Here is a 23,889-nt window from a genome sequence, read left to right on the forward strand (position 1 = left end):
TCGACGGGAGCAAGCTCCCTCGCCACAGGATCAGACTGCCAGTCCGTGCCCTTTCAGGAACGCGATAAACGCCTCTTCATCCATGACCTTCACGCCCAGCTCATTGGCCTTGGTCAGTTTCGAACCGGCGCCCGGCCCGGCGACCACGCAATGGGTCTTGGCCGATACGGAACCGGCAACCTTGGCGCCGAGGCTTTCCAGGTGTTCCTTGGCGACGTCGCGGCTCATCAGCTCGACCTTGCCGGTCAGCACCCAGGTCTCCCCGGCCAGCGGCAGGCCTTCGACGACTTTCTTTTCGCTCTGCCAGTGCATGCCGAATTTGCGCAGTTGCTTTTCGGCATCTTCGGCGAGCAGACGATTTTCCTTCACAGCAAAGAAATCACGCACCGAGTTGGCCTGCTTCTCCGGCAATGTCTGGCGCATGTCCAACCAATCGGCGGTCATCACCCCTTCCAGCGTTTCGAACTTGTCAGCCAGCTTCTGCGCCCCGCCCGGCCCGACCGAAGGAATGTGCAGCTTGTCGAGGAAGCCGCCCAGTGTGGTGCTCGCGGCAAACTCGGCCCCCAGCTCACCCTGATCCTGAATCTGCAGACCGTGGCCCAACAGTTCGGTGATCACCTGTTGGTTGTGCGCATCCTCAAAGAAGCTGTGGATCTCGTGAGCCACTTCCAGGCCGATGTCCGGCAGGTACGTCAGCACTTGCGGCAAGGCTTGCCGGACACGCTCCAGCGAACCCAGCGAACGCGCCAGCACCTTGGCGGTCTCCTCCCCGACATCCGGGATGCCCAGCGCATAGATGAATCGTGCCAGCCCCGGCTTCTTGCTGTCTTCGATGGCGGCCAGCAACTTGTTGCTCGACACCTCGGCAAAGCCTTCCAGGTCGACGATGTCTTCGAACTTCAGCGCATAAAGATCCGCTGGCGAGCTGACCAGGCCTTCATCGACCAGTTGCTCGACGCTCTTGTCACCGAGGCCTTCGATGTCCATCGCCCGACGGGAGACGAAGTGAATGATCGCCTGCTTGAGCTGTGCACCGCAGGCCAGTCGGCCTACGCAGCGATACACCGCACCTTCGCTGATGGTTTCCTTGCCCTTGCTGCGCTTGACCAGTTGCGTGCGCTCGACGTGAGAGCCGCACACCGGGCAGCTTTCGGGAATCTGCACAGGTCGTGCGTCCTCGGGGCGGCGCTCAGTGACCACTTGCACCACTTGCGGGATCACATCACCGGCGCGGCGAATGATCACCGTGTCGCCAATCATCAGGCCCAGTCGTGCGACTTCGTCCATGTTGTGCAGCGTGGCGTTGGCCACGGTGACACCGGCAACCTTCACCGGTTTCAACCGCGCCACCGGAGTGACAGCGCCGGTACGACCGACCTGGAATTCCACATCGAGCAACTCGGTGAGTTCTTCCATGGCCGGGAACTTGTGCGCGATCGCCCAGCGCGGCTCGCGTGCGCGAAAGCCGAGTTCGCGCTGGTCGGCAATGCTGTTGACCTTGAACACCACACCATCGATTTCATAGGCCAGCGCGTTACGACGCTCACCGATATCGCGGTAGTAATCCAGACACTCGCCAATGCCTTTGGCCAGTTTCAATTCATGACTGATCGGCATCCCCCAGGCCTGCAGTTGCTTGAGGTTGCCGATGTGGGTATCGGCGATGTCGTGGGACACCTGGCCGATGCCGTAGCAACAGAACTCCAGCGGGCGGTTGGCGGTGATCTTCGAATCCAGCTGACGCAGGCTGCCTGCCGCGGCATTCCGCGGATTGGCGAAGGTCTTGCCGCCAACTTCCAGTTGCGACGCATTGAGACGTTCGAAACCGGCCTTGGACATGAACACTTCGCCGCGCACTTCCAGCGTCGCCGGCCAGCCGCTGCCATGCAGCTTCAGCGGAATGTTGCGCACGGTGCGCACGTTGACGCTGATGTCTTCGCCGGTGGTGCCGTCGCCGCGTGTGGCGCCACGCACCAGCACGCCGTCCTGATACAACAGACTGACCGCCAGGCCGTCGAGTTTCGGCTCGCAGCTGTATTCCACCGCCGCGCCACCACCGAACAGATCACCGGCCGGCAGATCCAGGCCCTCGGTCACCCGGCGGTCGAATTCGCGCATGTCGGTTTCTTCGAAGGCGTTGCCGAGGCTGAGCATCGGCACTTCGTGGCGCACCTGCGTGAACGCGGTCAGTGCCACGCTGCCGACGCGCTGGGTCGGCGAGTCGCTGGTGATCAATTGCGGATTGGCCGCTTCCAGCGCCTTGAGCTCGTGGAACAACCGGTCGTACTCGGCATCCGGAATGCTCGGCTCATCGAGAACGTGGTAACGGTAGTTGTGCTGATCGAGTTCGGCACGCAGCTCTAGAATGCGGTCTTTGGCGGCAGTCATGGGTGTTCTCTCATAAAGCAAAAGAGCAGCCGAGGCTGCTCAATCTGTTTGCCGATTGCCTCTTTGTCGCGAGGCAACCTTTTCAATCAACGTTTCTGGGTCAGGGCGCGGCGTTCGAATTCGACGATGCGCTGACGGTAGTGTTCGATGGTTTGCGCGGTCAGGACGCTGCGCTGGTCATCTTTCAATTCGCCATTCAGTTCCTGGGACAGCTTGCGGGCTGCCGCCACCATCACGTCGAACGCCTGCTTCGGATGACGCGGGCCTGGCAGGCCGAGGAAGAAGCTCACCGCCGGCGTGCTGAAATGGTCGATGTCGTCCAGATCGAAGATGCCCGGCTTGACCGCGTTGGCCATGGAGAACAGCACTTCGCCGTTGCCGGCCATGCTTTCGTGACGGTGGAAAATGTCCATCTCGCCAAAACGCAGACCGCTTTCCAGAATGTTCTGCAACAGTGCCGGGCCTTTGAAGCCAGCCGGATCGCGGCAGATCACACTGATCACCAGAACTTCTTCGGCCTGTGGCTGATCCTTGTCGGCAACGGCCGGCGACGATTTGGCGACAGGCTCGACGAAATCTTCGTCACGACTGCTGAAGCTCGGGCCGCCATCCAGGTCCAGATCAAGGTTCAAATCACCCTGGGCCGGACCGCCGCTGGAACGTTTGCTGCGCCTGGAGCCGGATTCGCGAGGCTCGCGCGGTTCGCGGGCCGGCATGCTCACCGATGGCAGGTCGTGTTCGTCCAGTTGTGGCTCTTTATGGGTATCCAGTACGCGGGCCGGGCCCAACAACTCGGCGCTGGTGTCCTCGTCCGGCAGGTTGGACAGACTTCGGTCAAGACGGAATTTCAGTTTTCCCTTGCCGCCGCGCATACGGCGCCAGCCATCGAAAAGAATACCGGCTATCACAATGATGCCGATGACGATCAGCCACTCGCGCAGACCGATTTCCATGTAATCCCGTGCCTCTATGAAAAATGCTGAAAAATAAGGGGTTTACATTGTGCAAACCGCTTTAAAACGTGGCGCCAACTCTATGTTCTGACAGGCGTTTTGCCCACGTATACGAAAAATTGACATTAAACTAGCACGACCAAAGACAACTTTACACCGTCTGTCTCATTGGCTTGCGCGATTATGTCGATTGGCCAGCAAGTCGAAGCCGGTAAATATGTCCTACAGACTGCAAATACCTTTTCCGACAGCGCCGGCTCAGGCATCCACCATCGCCATCGCCTCCTCGACATCCACGGCCACCAGTCGCGAACACCCCGGTTCGTGCATCGTCACGCCCATCAACTGGTCGGCCATTTCCATGGCGATCTTGTTGTGGGTGATATAGATGAACTGCACGGACTGCGACATCTCTTTGACCAATCGTGCGTAGCGTCCAACGTTAGCGTCATCCAGTGGTGCGTCAACCTCATCGAGCATGCAGAACGGCGCCGGATTCAACTTGAAGATCGCAAAAACCAGTGCCAGCGCGGTCAGGGCCTTTTCGCCGCCGGAAAGCAAATGGATGGTGCTGTTCTTCTTTCCGGGCGGTTGCGCCATGATCGTCACCCCTGTATCGAGTAGATCTTCGCCCGTCAGTTCCAAATACGCGCGTCCGCCACCGAAAACTTTCGGGAAAAGCGCCTGTAAACCGCCATTGATCTGATCAAAGGTATCTTTGAAACGATTGCGGGTTTCCTTGTCGATCTTGCGGATGACGTTCTCGAGTGTCTCGAGGGCCTCCACCAGGTCGGCGTCCTGAGCATCCAGATAACGTTTACGCTCTGATTGTTGCGTGTATTCATCGATCGCCGCGAGGTTGATCGCGCCCAGGCGCTGAATGCGTGCGGCGATGCGTTCCAGTTCTTCTTCGGCCTCCTTCTCACTGGCCTCGGCGCTCAAGGTTTCGAGCACGCCGTGCAAATCGTAGCCGTCTTCCAACAGTTGATCCTGCAGCGCCTTGCGGCGCACGGTCAGGGCTTGCCACTCCATGCGTTGCTGTTCCAGCTGGCCACGGATCAATTGCGATTGCTGCTCGGCCTGGCTGCGGCGTTTTTCCGCGTCGCGCAGTTCGCGGTCAGCGTCTTCCAGGGCAATCTGGGCGGTCTTGAGTTCATCGTCGACGCTCATGCGTTTCTCAAGCAACTCTTCGAGCTTGAGGCGCAGCTCTTCCAGCGGCGCCTCGCCCTCCTCCAGATTCAGGCTGAGCTGTTCACGTTTTTCAGTCAGGCGCTCGGCCTGCATTTCCAGACGCTCCAGCGCCTGACGTGTCGAATCGTGCTGCGCACGCAACGAGCCGAGCCGCACGGCCAATTGATGGGCATGATCCTTGTGCTGGCGCGCTTCCTGACGCACCCGGTCGAGGCGTTCGCGCAGACTGTCACGCTGGGCCAGCAGCAACTCGCGTTGTTCGGTGTCGAGGGCCATGGCGTCGAGAGCGTCCTGCAACTGGATCCGCGCTTCGCCGATGTTTTCGTGTTCCAGTTCGCGCTGCTCGGCGAGCTCGACCAGTTCTTCGTCAAGACGGGTGCGACGCAGGTTCAGTTGCTCGGCCTTGGCTTTGCCGGCGGAGAGCTGGGCTTTCAATTCACCTTGCTGACGGGCCTCGTCCTGCAACAGACGACGCAGATGTTCGCGGCCGTTTTCCTGCTGACGCTGTTGCGCGCGCAAGGTTTGCAAACGGGTTTCCATGGCCTCGACCGTGGCTTCGCGTTCTTCGCGTTCCAGATGCAGCGCTTCGATTTCCTGACCACGGGCAAGCATGCCGCTTTCGGCTTCGCTGGCACGGCGCACCCGCAGAAAATGCCGACCGACCCAGTAGCCGTCGCGACTGATCAGGCTCTGACCCGCAGCCAGTTGGCCGCGCAAAGCCAGTGCCTGCTCAAGGCTGTCGACCGGTTTGACCTGACCCAGCCATGGCGACAGATCAACCTGCGCCTCGACCTTGTCCAGCAGGCTGCCGGCCACGCGCACGCCGTCATTGCCGGGGCTGAGCAAACGCAGATCACCCTGGGCAAAACCGGACAAATCGAAACCAGCGAAGTCATCCACCAACACCGCTTGCAGGTCGGCGCCCAGCACGGTTTCCACCGCCAGCTCCCAACCGGCCTCGACCTTCAGGCCTTCGGCCAGGCGCGGGCGTTCGGCGAGGTTGTGTTCCTTCAACCATTCGGCAGTGCCGGTGCCCGGATCGAGCGCGGCCTGTTGCAAGGCTTCGAGGGACGCGAGGCGACCGTTGAGGCGCTGCAGATCGCCCTGCGCCTGTTGTTGTGCGGTCAACGCCTGCTGCAACTCCTGGCGCAGCTGCTCAAGCTTTTCGACCTGAGCCTCTTCACTGGTCTGCAAGTCTTCGAGAGTGGCTTCGGACTCGGCGAGTTGTTCGCTGAGTTCCATCATCGCCGCGTCTTCCGGGTCGGCCGACAGCAACGCCCGCTCTTCAGCCAGACGCTTTTGTCGATCGGCCAGACGTTCCAGGCTGGTTTCCAGCTGTTGAATGCGTGACTGCTGCACTTCAGCCTGGCGGCGCGGTTCGGCGGCGGTCAGGTTGAAGGCGTCCCACTGTTCCTGCCAGCCATGCATGACGGATTCGGAATCTTCCAGCGCCGCGGCGGCCTCCTCGGCAGCAGCATTGGTGACTTCCTGCTCGGGGGTCAGCTGATCGAGTTCTTCACCGAGGGTCAGCAGCAGCGTGCGGTCGTGCTCCAGGTGCGATTCGGTTTCGAGGCGCGCACGTTCGGCTTCCTTCAGGTCGTCCTGCAATTGGCGCAGGCGCTGCTGGCCGTGCTGGATGCTTTGTTCGACCCGGGCAATGTCGCCACCGACCGAATAGAAGCGCCCCTGCACCAGATTGAAGCGCTCGGACAGGTCATGGTGACCGTCGCGCAGGCGTTCGATGGCCGCGTCGGCGTTGCGTTGCTCGGCGACCAGCGCTTCGAAGCTGATTTCCTGGTTGCCGATGATCGATTCGCGCTGGCCGACCTGATCGTTCAGATCCTGCCAGCGCAGGGCCGACAGTTGCGCCTTGAGCTGGCGCTCTTCGGCCTTGAATTCCTGATACTTCCTGGCCGCCTCGGCCTGGCGGTGCAAGCGTTCGAGCTGGCGCTCGAGTTCTTCACGCAGGTCGGTCAGACGGGCAAGGTTTTCGTGGGTGCGGCGGATGCGGTTTTCCGTTTCGCGCCGGCGCTCCTTGTACTTGGAGATGCCGGCGGCTTCTTCGATGAAATTGCGCAGGTCTTCCGGCTTGGATTCGATGAGCTTGGAGATCATCCCCTGCTCGATGATCGAGTAGCTGCGCGGACCGAGGCCGGTGCCGAGGAAAATGTCGGTGATGTCGCGACGACGGCATTTGGCGCCGTTGAGGTAATAGGTCGTCTGGCTGTCGCGCGTCACTTTGCGTCGGATCGAAATTTCCGCGTATGCCGCCCACTCGCCCAGCAGCGTGCCGTCGGAGTTGTCGAACACCAGCTCGATGCTTGCCTGGCTCACCGGTTTGCGGCTGGTCGAGCCATTGAAGATGACGTCGGTCATCGACTCGCCGCGCAGGTTTTTGGCCGAACTTTCGCCCATCACCCAGCGTACGGCGTCGATGATGTTCGACTTGCCGCAACCGTTCGGCCCGACGACCGCCGCCATGTTGCTGGGGAAGTTCACCGTGGTCGGGTCGACGAAGGATTTGAACCCCGCCAGTTTGATGCACTTGAGGCGCAAGGTCAGGCAACCGTCAGGGCGGACACCACCAGATCGCAGCTGCGCTGGGCGTAAGCCGTCAGCACGATGCGGATCTGCGGCAGGTCACGGGCGAGGACGGCGGCCAGCAAGCGCTCGAACAGCTCGAGGAACTCGCTCATCTCGGCCTTGCGCTGTTCCAGCGCGAGGAAGTACGCACGGCTCATGGCCGGCTGCAGGTTCTCGACGGTTTCCTGCAGGTACGGGTTGTTGGCGAACGGATACGCGGCGCGCATCACGTTGAAGCTGTCATCGACAAAGGTGCGGATGTCCTGACGCTCGTAGCTGGCAGTCAGGCGCTGCTGGATCTGTACGAACGGCGCCATGTCGGCCTGGACCTGCCAGCCGTTGGCCACTGCGTTGCCGAGCAGGATGTACAGCTCGCTCATCAACGTGCACAGGCTCTGCACCTTGTGCGCCGTCAGTTCGGTGACGTGGGCGCCGCGGCGCGGCAGGATCGCGATCAGATGACGGCGTTCGAGGATCAGCAAGGCTTCGCGCACCGAGCCGCGGCTGACGTTCAGCGCCAGCGTGACCTTCTGTTCCTGGATGCGCTCTCCCGGCTTCATTTCGCCGCGAATGATCCGTTCGGCGAGGTGGTGAGCGATTTGCTCGGCGAGGCTGTCCGGCGCCTTGAACGTCATGGTTGTCCTTCAAACTCTTCGATCTGCACAAGCGGCGCAGTGTAGCGCAATGCGCGGTCATGGCGGAGTGCCCGCACAGCGGTTTTTGGCACGAATCCCGCAAAAAAGCGCTTGATCCAATGAGGGTCAATACTGAAGAGAGCGGTTGTAAAGCGACAAAACGGCTTTTCCTGACCTTTAAGTCAGAAAACCATTGACCGAAAAGTCAGACCTGCTAAATTCGGCTCAAGTCGCTTAACAACAATAATGAGTCTGCGAGGCCTTCCGTGATCCAGTTTTTACTCAACCAGGAACTCCGTAGCGAGCACGCCCTGGACCCGAACCTGACTGTGCTCAACTACCTGCGTGAACACGTGGGCAAACCCGGCACCAAAGAAGGCTGCGCCAGTGGAGACTGCGGCGCCTGTACGGTGGTGGTCGGCGAGTTGCAGACGGATGACGAGGGCCGCGAGCACATTCGCTACCGCAGCCTCAACTCCTGCCTGACGTTCGTTTCGTCGCTGCACGGCAAGCAACTGATCAGCGTCGAAGACCTCAAGCACAAGGGCGAATTGCACAGCGTGCAGAAAGCCATGGTCGAGTGCCACGGCTCGCAGTGCGGTTTCTGCACCCCCGGCTTCGTGATGTCGCTGTTCGCCCTGCAAAAGAACAGCGATGCACCGGATCATGCCAAGGCCCACGAAGCGCTGGCCGGCAACCTTTGCCGCTGCACCGGCTACCGGCCGATCCTGGCCGCCGCCGAACAAGCCTGCTGCGGCAAGCAACCGGACCAGTTCGACGCCCGGGAAGCAGAAACCATCGCTCGCCTCAAAGCCATTGCCCCGACCGATATCGGCGAACTCAACAGCGGCGACAAACGCTGCCTGGTGCCGCTGACCGTGGCCGATCTGGCCGACCTCTACGACGCCTACCCACAGGCCCGGTTGCTGGCCGGCGGCACCGATCTGGCGCTGGAAGTCACGCAGTTCCACCGCACCCTGCCGGTGATGATCTACGTCGGCAATGTCGCCGAAATGAAGCGCATCGAGCGTTTTGATGATCGCCTCGAAATCGGCGCCGCCACCGCCCTCTCCGACTGCTATGAAGCGTTGAATGCCGAATACCCGGACTTTGGTGAACTGCTGCATCGCTTCGCCTCGCTGCAGATCCGCAACCAGGGCACCCTGGGCGGCAACATCGGCAACGCCTCGCCGATCGGTGACTCGCCGCCCCTGCTGATCGCCCTCGGCGCGCAGATCGTGCTGTGCAAGGGCGAAACCCGCCGTACGTTGAACCTGGAAGATTACTTCATCGATTACCGGGTCACCGCACGCCAGGAAAGCGAGTTCATCGAGAAAATCATCGTCCCTCGCGCCACCGCCGAGCAGCGCTTTCGCGCCTACAAAGTCTCCAAGCGTCTGGACGACGACATCTCTGCCGTCTGCGCCGCGTTCAACCTGCGCGTCGAGAACGGCGTGATCACAGACGCCCGTGTCGCCTTCGGCGGCATGGCCGCGATCCCGAAACGCGCCGCCCATTGCGAAGCCGTGCTGCTCGGTCAGCCGTTCAACAACGCCGTTATCGAACGTGCCTGCACCGCGCTCGGCGAGGACTTCACCCCGCTCTCGGACTTCCGCGCCAGCAAGGAATACCGCCTGCTCAGCGCGCAGAACCTGCTGCGCAAATACTTCATCGAACTGCAAACACCGCACATCGAGACTCGGGTGACCGCTTATGTCTAACCATCACGGCGTAGAGAAAACACAAGCTGAACTGGCTGAATTGTTCGCCAGGGACCTGACCACCGGTGTCGGCCGTAGCGTCAAGCACGACAGCGCCGCCAAGCATGTGTCCGGTGAAGCGCAGTACATCGATGACCGCCTGGAATTCCCGAATCAGCTGCACGTTTACGCACGGCTGTCGGATCGCGCCCACGCGAAAATCATCAGCATCGACACCAGACCCTGCTACGCCTTCGAAGGCGTGCGCATCGCCATCACCCACGAAGACGTGCCAGGCCTGAAAGACATCGGCCCGCTGCTGCCGGGCGATCCGCTGCTGGCCATCGATGACGTGCAATTCGTCGGTCAGCCGGTACTGGCCGTGGCGGCCAGGGATCTGGAAACCGCCCGCAAGGCCGCCATGGCCGCGATCATCGAATACGAAGACCTGGAACCGGTGCTGGACGTGGTCGAAGCCCTGCGCAAGCGCCACTTCGTGCTTGAAAGCCATACCCATCAGCGTGGCGACTCGGCCAATGCGCTGGCTACGGCTGAACATCGTCTGCAAGGCACGCTGCACATCGGCGGACAGGAACACTTCTACCTGGAGACACAGATTTCCTCGGTGATGCCGACCGAAGACGGCGGCATGATCGTCTACTGCTCGACCCAGAACCCCACCGAAGTGCAGAAACTGGTGGCCGAAGTCCTCGACGTTTCGATGAACAAGATCGTCGTCGACATGCGCCGCATGGGCGGTGGTTTCGGCGGCAAGGAAACCCAGGCCGCGAGCCCGGCGTGCCTGTGCGCCGTGGTCGCGCACCTCACCGGCCAGCCGACCAAGATGCGTCTGCCACGGGTCGAAGACATGCTGATGACCGGCAAGCGTCACCCGTTCTATGTCGAGTACGACGTCGGCTTCGACAGCACCGGGCGCCTGCACGGGATTGCGATGGACCTGGCCGGCAACTGCGGCTGCTCGCCGGACCTTTCGGCTTCTATCGTCGACCGGGCGATGTTCCACTCGGACAACTCGTACTACCTCGGCGACGCCACTATCAACGGTCACCGCTGCAAGACCAACACCGCGTCGAACACCGCGTACCGTGGTTTCGGCGGCCCGCAAGGGATGGTCGCGATCGAAGAAGTGATGGATGCGATTGCCCGCCATCTGTCTCTTGATCCGCTGGCCGTGCGCAAGGTCAACTACTACGGCAAGACCGAGCGCAACGTCACCCATTACTACCAGACCGTCGAGCACAACATGCTCGAGGAAATGACCGCCGAGCTCGAAGAAAGCAGCCAGTACGCCGAGCGCCGCGAAGCGATCCGTCGCTACAACGCCAACAGCCCGATCCTGAAAAAGGGCCTGGCGCTGACCCCGGTGAAGTTCGGCATTTCCTTCACCGCCAGCTTCCTCAACCAGGCAGGCGCCCTGGTGCACGTCTACACCGACGGCAGCATCCATCTGAACCACGGCGGCACGGAAATGGGTCAGGGCCTGAACACCAAAGTCGCGCAGGTCGTCGCCGAAGTGTTCCAGGTGGAAATGGACCGTGTGCAAATCACCGCGACCAACACCGACAAGGTGCCGAATACCTCGCCAACCGCGGCGTCCAGCGGTGCCGACCTCAACGGCAAGGCCGCGCAGAACGCAGCGGAAACCATCAAGAAACGTCTGATCGAATTCGCCGCGCGGCACTACAAGGTCAGTGAAGAAGACGTGGAGTTCCACAATGGTCATGTCCGCGTTCGCGACCACATCATGACCTTCGAAGCGCTGATCCAGCTGGCGTATTTCAATCAGGTCTCGCTGTCGAGCACCGGGTTCTACAAGACCCCGAAAATCTACTACGACCGCAGCCAGGCCCGTGGCCGGCCGTTCTACTACTTTGCCTTCGGTGCGGCGTGTTGCGAAGTGATCGTCGACACCCTGACCGGCGAGTACAAGATGCTGCGCACCGACATCCTGCACGACGTCGGCGCCTCGCTGAACCCGGCCATCGATATCGGCCAGGTCGAGGGCGGCTTCGTCCAGGGCATGGGCTGGCTGACCATGGAAGAACTGGTCTGGAACAACAAGGGCAAGCTGATGACCAACGGCCCGGCCAGCTACAAGATCCCGGCCGTGGCGGACATGCCGCTGGATTTGCGGGTGAAGCTGGTGGAAAACCGCAAGAACCCGGAAGACACGGTGTTCCACTCCAAGGCTGTGGGTGAGCCACCGTTCATGCTCGGCATCGCCGCGTGGTGCGCGATCAAGGATGCGGTGGCCAGCCTCGGCGACTACAGGCACCAACCGAAGATCGACGCCCCGGCGACCCCGGAGCGGGTGCTGTGGGGTTGCGAGCAGATGCGTCAGCTCAAGGCGGTGAAAGCCGTCGAAGCTGAAACCGAGCTGGCTCCGCTTTAAGGACCGAGGCGCGGCCATCGCGAGCAGGCTCGCTCCCACATTTGGAATGCATTTCCCTGTGGGAGCGAGCCTGCTCGCGAAGAGGCCCGAACAGACAACGATGTTGTAGGGGTGAACTATGTACAACTGGATCGACGCCCTCGCCGACCTGCAGAACCAGGGCGAACCCTGCGTTCTGGTGACCATCATCGAAGAGCTGGGCTCGACGCCGCGCAATGCCGGCTCGAAAATGGTCGTCAGCGCACGCCAGACGTTCGACACCATCGGTGGCGGGCACCTGGAATACAAGGCCATGCAGATCGCCCGCGAGATGCTCGCCAGCGGCAGGCAGGACAACCATCTGGAGCGTTTCAGCCTCGGCGCCAGCCTTGGCCAGTGCTGCGGTGGCGCCACGGTGCTGCTGTTCGAACCGATGGGCCAGGTGCAGGCGCAGATCGCCGTGTTCGGTGCCGGTCATGTCGGCCGCGCACTGGTTCCCTTGCTCGCCAGCCTGCCGTGCCGGGTACGCTGGATCGATTCCCGGGAAGAGGAATTTCCCGCACAGATTCCCCACGGCGTACGCAAGATCGTCGCCGAGGAACCGGTGGACGAAGTCGACGACCTGCCCGCCGGCAGCTACTGCATCGTCATGACCCACAACCATCAGCTGGACCTGGAGCTCACCGCCGCGATCCTCAAGCGCAACGACTTCACCTGGTTCGGCCTGATCGGTTCGAAGACCAAACGCGCCAAGTTCGAACACCGCTTGCGTGACCGTGGCTTCGACGCCAGTGTCGTGCAACGCATGCGCTGCCCGATGGGCATCGGCGAAGTCAAAGGCAAGCTGCCTGCAGAAATCGCCATTTCCATCGCCGGCGAAATCATCGCCACCTATAACGCCAATTTCGGCCAGCACACCGCCAGCGCCGAACCGATTGCCAGACTGCTGCCGGTTTCGCGCCGCAGCCAGGCCGCCACACTCAAAGCCTCAAACTGATTAGAGAACCCTCATGCCTCTGACTCGCAAAGCCTACCGCGCCGCCATCCTGCACAGCATCGCCGACCCCGCCGAGGTCGGGATCGAAGCCTCCTACGAGTATTTCGAGGACGGCCTGCTGGTGGTCGATGGTGGCAAGATCAGCGCCCTCGGCCACGCCAGCGAACTGCTGCCGACCCTGCCGGCGGACATCGAGATCACGCATCACCAGGATGCACTGATCACCCCGGGTTTCATCGACACGCACATCCACCTGCCGCAGACCGGCATGGTCGGCGCCTACGGCGAGCAACTGCTCGATTGGCTGAACACCTACACCTTCCCGTGCGAAAGCCAGTTCGGCGACAAGGCCCACGCCGATGAAGTGGCGGACATCTTCATCAAGGAACTGCTGCGCAACGGCACCACCACCGCCCTGGTGTTCGGCAGCGTGCATCCGCAGTCGGTGAACTCGTTCTTCGAAGCCGCCGAGAAGCTTGACCTGCGGATGATTGCCGGCAAAGTGATGATGGACCGCAACGCGCCGGACTACCTGACCGACACCGCTGAATCCAGCTACGTCGACAGCAAGGCACTGATCGAGCGCTGGCACGGCAAGGGGCGTCTGCACTACGCCGTAACCCCGCGCTTCGCTCCGACCAGCACCCCGGAACAACTGACCCTCGCCGGTCAATTGCTCACTGAATATCCGGATCTGTACATGCAGACCCACATCAGCGAGAACCTCAAGGAAATCGAGTGGGTCAAGGAACTGTTCCCGGAGCGCAAGGGCTACCTCGACGTCTACGATCACTACCAATTGCTCGGCGAGCGCTCGGTGTTCGCCCACGGCGTGCACCTGTGCGACGACGAATGCGCACGCCTGGCGCAAACCGGTTCGGCAATCTCGTTCTGCCCGACCTCGAACTTCTTCCTCGGCAGCGGCCTGTTCAACCTGCCGATGGCCGAGAAGCACAAGCTGAACGTCGGTCTCGGCACGGATGTGGGCGGCGGCACCAGTTTCTCGCTGCTGCAGACCCTGAACGAAGCCTACAAGGTGATGCAGCTGCAAGGTGCGCGGCTGAGCCCGTTCAAGTCGCTGTACCTGGCCACCCTCGGCGGCGCCCGGGCACTGCGTCTGGAAGACAAGATCGGCAACCTGCAACCGGGCTCCGACGCCGACTTCCTGGTGCTGGACTACAACGCCACGCCGCTGCTGAGCTACCGCCTGAAGCAGGCCAACAACATTGCCGAGACGTTGTTCGTGCTGATGACACTGGGCGATGACCGCACGGTTGCCCAGACCTATGCGGCGGGTGCGCTGGTGCATCAGCGCTGAGTTTTCCGCAGACAAAAAAATCCCCCGGTGGTGTTCACCCCAGGGGATTTTTATTGCCTGTCAGGAAGTCTTCGCGAGCAGGCTCGCTCCCACAGAGGATAGGCGTCACTCACAAATCTTGTGTCCACTGAAGACTGAATGTGGGAGCGAGCCTGCTCGCGAAGGGCGCGATACGGTGTCAGCTCAGAGCTTGGCCGCCGGACGCCCCGGCTTCCTGGTCTGCAACAGGTGCGAGAACACCGCGTGCAGATCATCCGAAGCGCTTTCCTCATCGAGGTTGAGCTTGCTGTCGATGTGATCCATGTGGTGCATCATCAGGTCCACCGCCAGTTCGCCGTTGCGCGCTTCGATGGCGTCGATCAACTGGGTGTGCTCGTCATAGGAACAGTGCGAACGGTTGCCGCTTTCATATTGAGCAATGATCAGCGAGGTCTGCGATACCAGGCTGCGCTGGAAGCTGATCAGAGGCGCATTCTTCGCCGCTTCGGCCAGTTTCAGGTGGAATTCGCCCGAGAGACGGATGCCGGCGCCGCGATCACCACGGGAGAAGCTGTCGCGTTCGTCGTTGACCATCTGCCGCAGTTCGGCGATCTGTTCGGCGGTGGCGTGTTGCACCGCCAGCTCGGTGATCGCGCGTTCCACCAGCCGCCGGGCGAGGAACACCTGACGCGCCTCTTCGACGCTCGGGCTCGCCACCACCGCGCCACGGTTCGGCCGCAACAGCACCACGCCTTCATGGGCCAGACGCGAGAGCGCTCGGCGAATGATGGTGCGGCTGACCCCGAAAATTTCCCCCAGCGCTTCTTCGCTCAACTTTGTACCGGGCGCCAGGCGCTGTTCGAGGATGGCCTCGAAGATATGCGCATAGACAATATCGTCCTGGGTTCCGCTGCGGCCGGCTTTGCCTGCTCGCGGTTGTTTCTTGAGGGGTTGCAACTGTTCGTTCATGGGCACTCGAGTCGGAAGAACTGCGGCGAATTGACCGTGACTGTAATACGGCACAGTGGGTCGCTGGCAAGTATCGCGTAAAAAACAGCGCGATTGTACACAATGGAAGGTGGCAACACGACTGTACGGCTGTTTGTGACTTCGGCTGTATTGCAACGCATCGTTACGTTTGAGTTTAGGCTTGATCGCAGAATCCGCGATCCCTGTGGGAGCGAGCTTGCTCGCGATAGCGGTTGGACATTCAACTCTAATGTCCACTGTTCCGCCGCCATCGCGAGCAAGCTCGCTCCCACAAGGGTTTCGTGTAGCTGCGAATATCTTCATTGGTACAAGGAACGCCGCTGTCATGAACGAAATCACCCACACCCGACTGCGCCCCTTCGCGGACACATCGCCCTCCGCCATCGTCGCCGGGTTCATCGCGATGATGACCGGCTACACCAGCTCGCTGGTGCTGATGTTCCAGGCCGGCCAGGCGGCGGGCCTGAGCAGCGGGCAGATTTCTTCGTGGATCTGGGCGATCTCCATCGGCATGGCGGTGTGTTCGATCGGTCTTTCCCTGCGCTATCGCACGCCGATCACCATCGCCTGGTCGACACCCGGCGCGGCCTTGCTGATCACCAGTCTCGGCGGCGTGACCTATGGCGAAGCCATCGGCGCCTATATCACCTGCGCGTTGCTGGTGACGATCTGCGGCCTGACCGGCAGCTTCGAACGGCTGGTGAAAAAGATCCCGGCTTCCCTTGCCGCCGCGTTGCTGGCAGGGATTCTGTTCAAGATCGGCAGCGAAATCTTCGTTGCGGCGCAACATCGTACCGGTCTGGTGCTGGGAATGTTCTTCACTTATCTGCTGGTCAAACGCCTGACACCACGCTACGCGGTGCTCGCCGCACTGCTGATCGGCACCGCGCTGTCGGGCTTCATGGGGCTGCTGGACTTCAGCGGTTTTCACCTTGAAGTGGCGACGCCGGTCTGGACGACCCCGCACTTCTCGCTTGCCGCGACCATCAGCATCGGCATTCCGTTGTTCGTGGTGGCGATGACCTCGCAGAACATGCCGGGCGTCGCCGTGCTGCGTGCCGATGGCTACAACGTCCCGGCCTCGCCGCTGATCACCACCACCGGCATCGCCTCGCTGCTGCTGGCGCCGTTCGGCTCCCATGGCATCAATCTGGCAGCGATCAGCGCGGCGATCTGCACCGGCCCCCACGCCCATGAGGATCGCAACAAACGCTACACCGCAGCGGTATGGTGCGGGATTTTCTACGGGATCGCCGGGGTGTTCGGCGCCACGCTGGCGGCGCTGTTCGCCGCGCTGCCCAAGGAGCTGGTGCTGTCGATTGCCGCATTGGCACTGTTCGGCTCGATCATCAACGGTTTGAGCATTGCCATGACCGAAGTGAAGGAACGGGAAGCGGCGCTGATCACCTTCATGGTCACGGCGTCAGGACTGACGCTGTTTTCCATCGGTTCAGCCTTCTGGGGGATTGTCGCGGGGGTGTTGACCTTGCTGATCCTGAACTGGCGCAAGGCATAAAAAAACGGCGACCTTCGGGTCGCCGTTCTTCATTTCGGAATCAAGCCTTGTTGATCGGCTTTTCCGGGTACCACACGTCCAGCAGCGGGCTGATTTCAGTATTGGTCAGCTCGGTGCGGGTTTTCAGCCAGGCTTCCACGGCAGCGCGCTGCTCTTCGGTAACCGAGCCACGCTTCTGCAGGCAAACCAGACCGAAGCCTTCGCCGCCGACATAGCCCAGACCGTTGGCGTCCAGAGCTTTGATGAAGGCTTCGAGGAAAGCGTCAATGGCTTCTTCGGACAAATCTTCTTTGAAGTCCAGGTTCAGTTCGAAACCCAGCTCCTGGAATTCATCGACGCACAGTTTTTTGCGCAGACGCTGGGAACGGTTAGTCGCCATTGGAACAATCCTCTCAATAAATAACGGCCGGCACTTTACCAGTTTAAGCCGGCGATTGCCTGCCTATCCGGGACGAGCGTGCGACCGCCCGTAAAAAAATAACCCGTTGGCCGCCTCGGGAAAGGCACAAGCTGTTACACCTTGGGGCATAATGCCGACACTTTCATGACCACTGAGGGCCTTTTCATCCATGTCCTCGTCTTTTTTCCCCTCGACTGCAGGGTTTTATTTCATATGATCAAATCGTTGCGTCCTCTTTTCCTGGCCGGTCTTCTTTTGCCGCTGGCCCTGCCCGTTTCCGCTGCCACGCTCAACACGTCCCTGACACCCAATGTCGAAAAAGCCCTGAAGGCCAGCAAACTGCAGCCCAGTGCCCTGTCGCTGGTGATGGTGCCGCTGGAAGGCCCGGGCACCCCGACCGTGTACAACGCCGACGTGTCGGTCAACCCGGCCTCGACCATGAAACTGGTGACCACTTATGCGGCGCTGGAAATGCTCGGCCCCAACCATCAGTGGAAAACCGAGTTCTACACCGACGGCGACCTGAGCGGCGGCATCCTAAACGGCAACCTCTACCTCAAGGGTGGCGGCGATCCGAAGCTGAACATGGAAAAACTCTGGCTGCTGATGCGCGACCTGCGCGCCAACGGCGTGACCCAGGTCACCGGCGACCTGGTGCTGGACCGCAGCTTCTTCATTCAGCCGCAACTGCCTGAGTTCAACGACGACGGCAACGACGAAAACAAGCCGTTCCTGGTCAAGCCCGACTCGCTGCTGGTCAACCTCAAGGCCCTGCGCTTCGTGGCACGCAACGACAATGGCCGGGTGCTGGTTTCGGTGGAACCGCCAATCGCCAGCATCAAGATCGAAAACACCGTCAAGGCACTCAACTCCAAGCAATGCACCGGTGGCGTGCGCTACAACCCGGTGACGCAGGCCGATGGCAGCGTGACCGTGACCGTTGCCGGTCAATTGGGTGAAGGCTGCAGTTCCCAGACTTATCTGTCTCTGCTCGACCACGCGACCTACACCGCCGGCGCCGTGCGGGCGATCTGGAAGGAACTGGGCGGCAGCATCCAGGGCAAGGATCGGCTGGCGCCGACACCGAGTGGTGCCAAGGTGCTGGCCCGCGCGTTCTCGCCGGATCTGGCGGAAATCATCCGTGACATCAACAAATACAGTAACAACACCATGGCCCAGCAGTTGTTCCTGAGCCTCGGCCAGAAATATCGCAATGAGGCCGACGGCGACGACGCCAAGGCCGGGCAACGTGTGGTGCGTCAGTGGCTGGCGAGAAAAGGCATCACTGCGCCGCATCTGGTGATGGAGAACGGTTCCGGCCTGTCCCGTGCCGAACGGGTCAGCGCCCGGGAAATGGCCGCGATGCTGCAAGCCGCGTGGCACAGCCCTTACGCGGCCGAGTACATCAGCTCGCTGCCGATCGCCGGCATGGACGGCACCATGCGCAAGCGCCTGAAAACCACCGCCGTGCGCGGCGAGGCCCACGTCAAGACCGGCACCCTGAACACCGTGCGCGCCATCGCCGGCTTCAGCCGCGACGTCAACGGCAACACCTGGGCGGTGGTGGCGATCCTCAATGACAAGGCGCCGTTCGGTGCATCGTCGGTGCTGGATCAGGTGCTGCTGGATCTCTATAAACAGCCGAAACTGCCGCAGACCGCTTCGGTTCTGTAAGCACACCAGAAAACACTGTGGGAGCGACGGTGCGACGACTCGACTTGCTCGCGAAGGCGTCCAGTCAGTCGATAAAGATGTCGACTTTGCTGGCCCCTTCGCGAGCAAGCTCGCTCCCACAAGTGTTCACCGGGAGACTGGATCAGTTCATCTGCCGCTCGACCCGATCCCGCCCGGCCTGCTTCGCCGCGTAGACGCCCGAATCCGCCCGCAGCAACAACGAATCGGCACCCTCCCCCGGCCGCCAGCTGGCAATCCCGAAACTGGCCGTCACCACTCCGACCACATCCACCGGCGCCCCGCGCAGGCCTTGCCACAGCTCCACGGCCAGCATGTACGCGTGATCGCCATCGATGTCTGGACACAGCACCATGAATTCTTCACCGCCCAGGCGACAGAACACGTCCGTACGCCGCAGGCGATGCCCGATGCGCTCGCAAACGGCTTGCAATACCCGGTCACCGACAGCATGCCCGAACTGATCGTTGATCCGTTTGAAATGGTCGATATCGAGCATGATCACCGACAGTTCACCGCCACCGCGCTCGACACGGGCCATTTCGGTGGTCAGGCGCTCCTGGAAATAGCGCCGGTTGTGGATACCGGTCAGCGCATCGGTCACCGACAGTGCGCGCAGCTCTTCCTCCACGCGCTTGAGGTCGGAGATGTCCGAGATGTAGCCATGCCACAGCACGCCACCGCCCGGCAGTTCCTCGGGGGTCGCTTCGCCGCGTACCCAGCGCAGACCGCGCTCGGGCAACTGCACGCGGTACTCCTCACGCCACGGGCTGAGGTTGTCCGCCGAGGCACGGATCGACTTGCGCACGCGGCTGACATCCTGCGGATGAATCCGGGAGAAGATGGATTCGGCATTGAGCAACAGCACGTCGGGTTCCAGCTCGTAGATCTCGCGGATGCCGTCGCTGGCGTAGATCACGCTGAAGCGCCCGTCGAATTCCATTTTGAACTGGTAGATGCCGCCGGGAACGTGGGCACTGAGTTTCTTCAGCAGGACATCCCGCGCCGCCAGCGCTTCGTGGACGCGCTTGCGCTCGGTGATATCGATGCAGATCGCCAGGTGCCCGACCCACAGCCCCTGCTCGTCCAGCACCGGCGTGGCCAGCATGTTCACCGGCAGATGACTGCCATCCTTGCGCACCAGCGTCCATTCACGCGCTTCATGCCCACCCACTTCGCCCCCTTCCACCAGCATGGCCTGGCAGGTCGGGATGCTCTTGCCGTAGCGGGTGCTCAGTTCCGCCGCCCGGGTGATCAGTTCCCGGGGGAAATGCAGGTTTTCCAGGGTCATGTGGCCGACGACTTCGGCACTGCGGTAACCGAGCATTTGCTCCGCGCCGGGATTGAAGGTGTTGATGACACCGCGCAGGTCAGTGGCGATGATCGCCACTTGCGTCGCCGCATTGAGCACGCCGCGCAACTGACCGTGGGTGCCGCGCAGTTCCTGTTCGCGCTCGTGCAGCTCCTGAGTACGCAACTCGACCAGGCGCAAGGCCCGCTGGCGCTGACTGACCAGCACATACAGCAGCGCGCTGAGCAACAGGCTTAGCAGGCCGCCAAGTATGACCACGCTGCCGACCGACGAATGGTTGGCCTGCAGAAAGGCTTCGCTGGGCGAGATATCGACCTGATAGTCATGGTCGGCCATGCGCACCAGCCGCGTGGTCGACAGATCGCTGGGGGCCGGATCATTGGTCGACTCGAACAGTACCTCGTGCTGATCGCTGGTCGACAGATCGAGGATGCGCACCGAAAGGTAATCATGCAGGGCATCCGGCAGCCCGTCGGCCAGCAACTGGCGCATGCTGATCACCGCCATCACATAGCCGAAGGATTTGGCCTCCCCCTCGCGCCGCACCGGCGCCACCAGCAATACACCACGCGCATAGGCCGGTTCGATACTGACCAGATGCATCGGTTGTGAAACCGCCAGCCCGCCCAGTTGATCCGCACGCTCCAGGGTCGAACGGCGCAGCGGCTGGGCCAGCAAGTCATAACCCAGCGGGGAACCGAGGCGGCTCTGGGTCTGGCTGTAGACCACCACGACGTATTCATCCCGGGCGGCGGCCAGTTGCAGATCGCCGTGGGCATTGAGTTCACGCACGCTGAACGTGCTCAGGCCTTCGTCGCGCACCCGCTGTTCGAAGGCGGCGCGCTCGGCACCACTCACCCGCAAGGCGAACGAGTAGGCCTGGGTGCGCAGCAATAGAGGTTGGGTGTAGCCATCGAATTCGGCGCGGGACACCGATTCGGAGTTGGCGAAGAAGCGCCGCAGGCCGTCGAGGCGCTGCTCCTGATCCTGAAAACGTTCTTCGATGCGGCTGTAGCGTTCGTTGGCCAACAATTGAAAACGCTGACGCAACTGGCTGTGAAACTGATTGAGTGTGGCCCACGCCAGCAGCCCCGTGAGGATCCCGCCGGCGAGCAATACCAGCAGCGCGACCAGCCAGGCCGAAACTTCTTCGCTGATGAAACCCAGAATCTTGGGGCGCACGGGGTGCAACGACATAAGGGCCACTCACTACGCCAGTACTTAGGGGATAACCCCATTGGCCGTGTGTGAGTTATAGCTATTAGCCACTAATTTGGCTAGCTCTGATGGGATCCAAGAGCCTTTAAAATCAAGGCTCTGTGGATCCAATCAGGCAAAGCGTCAACGAGCCGTGATTTTCCAGGCGCGGTGGATCTTGCCGTTGCGGGCGAAATCCGGATCGATGGTGCTGGCGGTAATTTCCTCCACCGCATAGCGCTCGGCCAGGTTGTCTTCGAGCTGGAACTTGCGGAAGTTGTTGGAGAAGTACAACACCCCGCCCTTGGCCAGACGGGCCATGGCCAGGTCAATCAACTGCACCTGGTCACGCTGCACGTCGAAGATGCCTTCCATGCGCTTTGAGTTGGAGAAGGTCGGCGGGTCGATGAAGATCAGGTCGTATTCTTCCCGGTTGCTTTCCAGCCATGCCATCACGTCGCCCTGCTCCAGACGGTTCTTGTCGGAGAAGCCGTTGAGCGACAGGTTGCGACGGGCCCAGTCGAGGTAGGTTTTCGACAGGTCGACGCTGGTGGTGCTGCGTGCGCCACCCTTTGCGGCGTGCACGCTGGCGGTCGCGGTGTAGCAGAACAGGTTGAGGAAACGCTTGCCGGCCGCCTCCTTCTGGATCCGCATGCGCATCGGCCGATGATCGAGGAACAATCCGGTGTCGAGGTAGTCGGTGAGATTCACCAGCAACTTCACGCCGCCTTCGGTGACTTCGTTGAATTTGCCCTGAGCCGCCTGACGTTCGTACTGTTTGGTGCCACTCTGGCGCTCGCGGCGCTTGACCACGACGCGGCTCTTGTCGATGTTCAGCGCCTGCGGAATGGCGGCCAGGGCATCGAACATGCGGATCGAGGCTTTCTCCGGGTCGACCGACTTCGGCGCGGCGTATTCCTGGACGTGCACCCAGTCGTGATAGAGGTCGATGGCCATGGCGTATTCCGGCATGTCCGCATCGTAGACGCGGTAGCAATCGATACCTTCGCGCTTGACCCACTTGCCCATCGCCTTGAGGTTTTTCTGCAGGCGGTTGGCAAACATCTGCCCGCCTTCGCTCAGGCGCGGCTGCTCGATCACCGGCGCCGGGGCCGGCGTCGGTTTGATCGGGTTACCGTTCTTGTTGTACTTGCGCTCTTGTGGCTCGTTCGGCGCCTGATCATAGGCAGCCTGCTCGCGCTCGGCCTGGCGTTGCTCCGGTGTACGGCGCTCGCCGGTGACAAACTGCTCCGGCAGCACTTTGATCAACAGCAACTTGCACGGCAATGCGCCGTTCCAGAACGAATACTGCTTGTGGCTGCGAATACCCATGCGCTTGCCCAGATCCGGCGCGCCGGTGAACACCGCCGCTTCCCAGTTCAGGCAGGCCTGACGCAGGCGTTCACCGAGGTTCTGGTAGAGGTACAAGAGGCTGGCTTCGTCGCCCAGACGCTCGCCGTACGGCGGGTTGCAGATCACCAGACCTTTCTGGTTCTGGTCCGGACGCGGTTCGAAGGTTGCCACCTCGCCCTGATAGATCTTGATCCACTCGCTCAGGCCGGCGCGCTCGACGTTGTTGCGGCCGGGCTGGATCAGTCGTGGGTCGGCTTCGTAGCCACGGATCCACAGCGGCGGTCTGGCCAGGCCGGCGGCAGCACGCTCGACGGCTTCTTCGTGCAGTTTCTTCCACAGCGCCGGTACGTGACCCAGCCACGCGGTGAATCCCCACTGCTCGCGGCGCAGGTTCGGCGCCATGTCCGTGGCGATCATGCCAGCTTCCACCAGGAAGGTACCGACACCGCACATCGGGTCAGCCAGCGCACCACCTTCGGCTGCAATGCGCGGCCAGCCGGAGCGGATCAGGATCGCGGCGGCGAGGTTTTCCTTCAGCGGCGCCGCGCCCTGCTGCAAGCGGTAACCGCGCTGATGCAGGCTATGGCCGGACAGGTCGAGGGACAGGATCGCTTCGCCGCGATCCAGGCGCAGGTGAATGCGCAGGTCCGGGTTGAGCTTGTCGATGGTTGGACGGTCGCCCTGCGGCGTGCGCAGTTTGTCGACGATGGCGTCCTTGACCTTCAAGGCGCCGAAATGGGTGTTGTCGATGCCCGAGCCATGCCCGCTGAACTCAACAGCCAGCGTGCCATCGGGAAGCATGTGATCCTGCCAGTCGACGTCGAGTACGCCGTGATACAGATCCTCGGCATTTTTCATCGGGAAGCGCTTGAGCACCAGCAACACCCGGTTGGCCAGACGCGACCAGAGGCACAGGCGATAAGCGGTTTCCATGGTCGCCATGCCACGCACGGCGGAGGTGTGCTCACGGGCGTCTTCAAGGCCAAGCCCGACGGCTTCCTCGATGAGCAGGCCTTCAAGGCCTTTGGGGCAAGTGAGGAAGAGTTCGAAACGGTCGGACATGGTTTTTCCAGAGCCTTTGGCTGATGAACCGACAACGCATTGCCGATCCGGTTTTCAATCAGGCGCTTTTCGACAAGAGCGCCCGCGTGGCACGAAGGTGTGCCGTTCCATCCCCGCTGCTCGGGTTAAAGGAGCTTAGATGCCGGGACAGATAAAAAAGTTGATGCAACAAAATGATTCAGGACAACCCTTCGTCGAATAGTACCCAAGCGTAAACGTGGGTCATTCGCA

14 protein-coding genes are annotated in these 23,889 nt (G+C 61.5%); 6 read left to right on the plus strand and 8 right to left on the minus strand.

The window, feature by feature from the left end; translation table 11 throughout:
- Positions 1-30 precede the first annotated feature (30 nt).
- The 4 genes from ligA to BBF94_RS14745 all read right to left on the minus strand — a co-directional run bounded on the left by ligA (position 31) and on the right by BBF94_RS14745 (position 7,750).
- Complete coding sequence (gene ligA, locus BBF94_RS14730; protein ID WP_065259719.1) at positions 31-2,388, minus strand: NAD-dependent DNA ligase LigA; 2,358 nt, start codon at positions 2,386-2,388, stop codon at positions 31-33.
- Between the two features lie 86 nt (positions 2,389-2,474).
- Positions 2,475-3,341 (minus strand): cell division protein ZipA, encoded by an 867-nt coding sequence (zipA, locus tag BBF94_RS14735; protein WP_065259720.1) that lies wholly within the window; start codon positions 3,339-3,341, stop codon positions 2,475-2,477.
- A 258-nt stretch (positions 3,342-3,599) separates the two neighbouring features.
- Positions 3,600-7,088 carry a chromosome segregation protein SMC gene (gene smc / locus BBF94_RS14740; RefSeq protein WP_065259721.1) on the minus strand — a complete coding sequence of 1,163 codons (3,489 nt, stop codon included), beginning with the start codon at positions 7,086-7,088 and terminating at the stop codon, positions 3,600-3,602.
- A 2-nt stretch (positions 7,089-7,090) separates the two neighbouring features.
- Positions 7,091-7,750 carry a GntR family transcriptional regulator gene (locus BBF94_RS14745; RefSeq protein ID WP_065259722.1) on the minus strand — a complete coding sequence of 220 codons (660 nt, stop codon included), beginning with the start codon at positions 7,748-7,750 and terminating at the stop codon, positions 7,091-7,093.
- Positions 7,751-8,016: 266 nt separating this feature from the next.
- Here BBF94_RS14745 and xdhA point away from each other — a divergent pair, with 266 nt between their 5' ends.
- The 4 genes from xdhA to guaD all read left to right on the plus strand — a co-directional run bounded on the left by xdhA (position 8,017) and on the right by guaD (position 14,157).
- Entirely contained in the window at positions 8,017-9,471 is a 1,455-nt protein-coding gene (xdhA, locus tag BBF94_RS14750; protein ID WP_065259723.1) for a xanthine dehydrogenase small subunit, read from the plus strand.
- Entirely contained in the window at positions 9,464-11,863 is a 2,400-nt protein-coding gene (gene xdhB, locus BBF94_RS14755; protein ID WP_065259724.1) for a xanthine dehydrogenase molybdopterin binding subunit, read from the plus strand. The genes xdhA and xdhB overlap by 8 nt, the downstream gene beginning before the upstream one ends.
- Before the next feature lie 118 nt (positions 11,864-11,981).
- A complete protein-coding gene (gene xdhC / locus BBF94_RS14760; protein ID WP_065259725.1) occupies positions 11,982-12,839 on the plus strand; it encodes a xanthine dehydrogenase accessory protein XdhC in 858 nt (285 codons plus the stop codon).
- Between the two features lie 13 nt (positions 12,840-12,852).
- Positions 12,853-14,157: a guanine deaminase gene (guaD, locus tag BBF94_RS14765; protein ID WP_065259726.1), complete on the plus strand. Its 1,305-nt coding sequence runs from the start codon at positions 12,853-12,855 to the stop codon at positions 14,155-14,157.
- 183 nt (positions 14,158-14,340) lie between these two features.
- Here guaD and BBF94_RS14770 read toward each other — a convergent pair whose 3' ends face one another.
- The gene (locus BBF94_RS14770) at positions 14,341-15,105 is read right to left on the minus strand and encodes a GntR family transcriptional regulator (RefSeq protein WP_065259727.1); all 765 of its coding nucleotides are present in this window, start codon (positions 15,103-15,105) and stop codon (positions 14,341-14,343) included.
- Between the two features lie 346 nt (positions 15,106-15,451).
- On the opposite strand from BBF94_RS14770, the gene BBF94_RS14775 reads away from it, so the two are divergent.
- Positions 15,452-16,642 (plus strand): benzoate/H(+) symporter BenE family transporter, encoded by a 1,191-nt coding sequence (locus tag BBF94_RS14775; protein WP_065259728.1) that lies wholly within the window; start codon positions 15,452-15,454, stop codon positions 16,640-16,642.
- Positions 16,643-16,682: 40 nt separating this feature from the next.
- On the opposite strand, the gene BBF94_RS14780 is transcribed toward BBF94_RS14775, so the two are convergent.
- Positions 16,683-17,021 carry a YggL family protein gene (locus BBF94_RS14780; protein WP_065259729.1) on the minus strand — a complete coding sequence of 113 codons (339 nt, stop codon included), beginning with the start codon at positions 17,019-17,021 and terminating at the stop codon, positions 16,683-16,685.
- 234 nt (positions 17,022-17,255) lie between these two features.
- Here BBF94_RS14780 and dacB point away from each other — a divergent pair, with 234 nt between their 5' ends.
- Positions 17,256-18,716, plus strand: a complete 1,461-nt coding sequence (dacB, locus tag BBF94_RS14785; RefSeq protein WP_065259730.1) for a D-alanyl-D-alanine carboxypeptidase/D-alanyl-D-alanine endopeptidase — start codon at positions 17,256-17,258, stop codon at positions 18,714-18,716.
- A 142-nt stretch (positions 18,717-18,858) separates the two neighbouring features.
- On the opposite strand, the gene BBF94_RS14790 is transcribed toward dacB, so the two are convergent.
- Together BBF94_RS14790 and rlmKL are read right to left on the minus strand one after the other, a co-directional pair.
- Positions 18,859-21,243 (minus strand): sensor domain-containing diguanylate cyclase, encoded by a 2,385-nt coding sequence (locus tag BBF94_RS14790; protein ID WP_065259731.1) that lies wholly within the window; start codon positions 21,241-21,243, stop codon positions 18,859-18,861.
- 144 nt (positions 21,244-21,387) lie between these two features.
- A complete protein-coding gene (rlmKL, locus tag BBF94_RS14795; RefSeq protein WP_065259732.1) occupies positions 21,388-23,658 on the minus strand; it encodes a bifunctional 23S rRNA (guanine(2069)-N(7))-methyltransferase RlmK/23S rRNA (guanine(2445)-N(2))-methyltransferase RlmL in 2,271 nt (756 codons plus the stop codon).
- Positions 23,659-23,889: the final 231 nt, after the last annotated feature.

The sequence above is a fragment of the Pseudomonas bananamidigenes genome, assembly GCF_001679645.1.
Taxonomy (GTDB): Bacteria; Pseudomonadota; Gammaproteobacteria; order Pseudomonadales; family Pseudomonadaceae; genus Aquipseudomonas; species Aquipseudomonas bananamidigenes.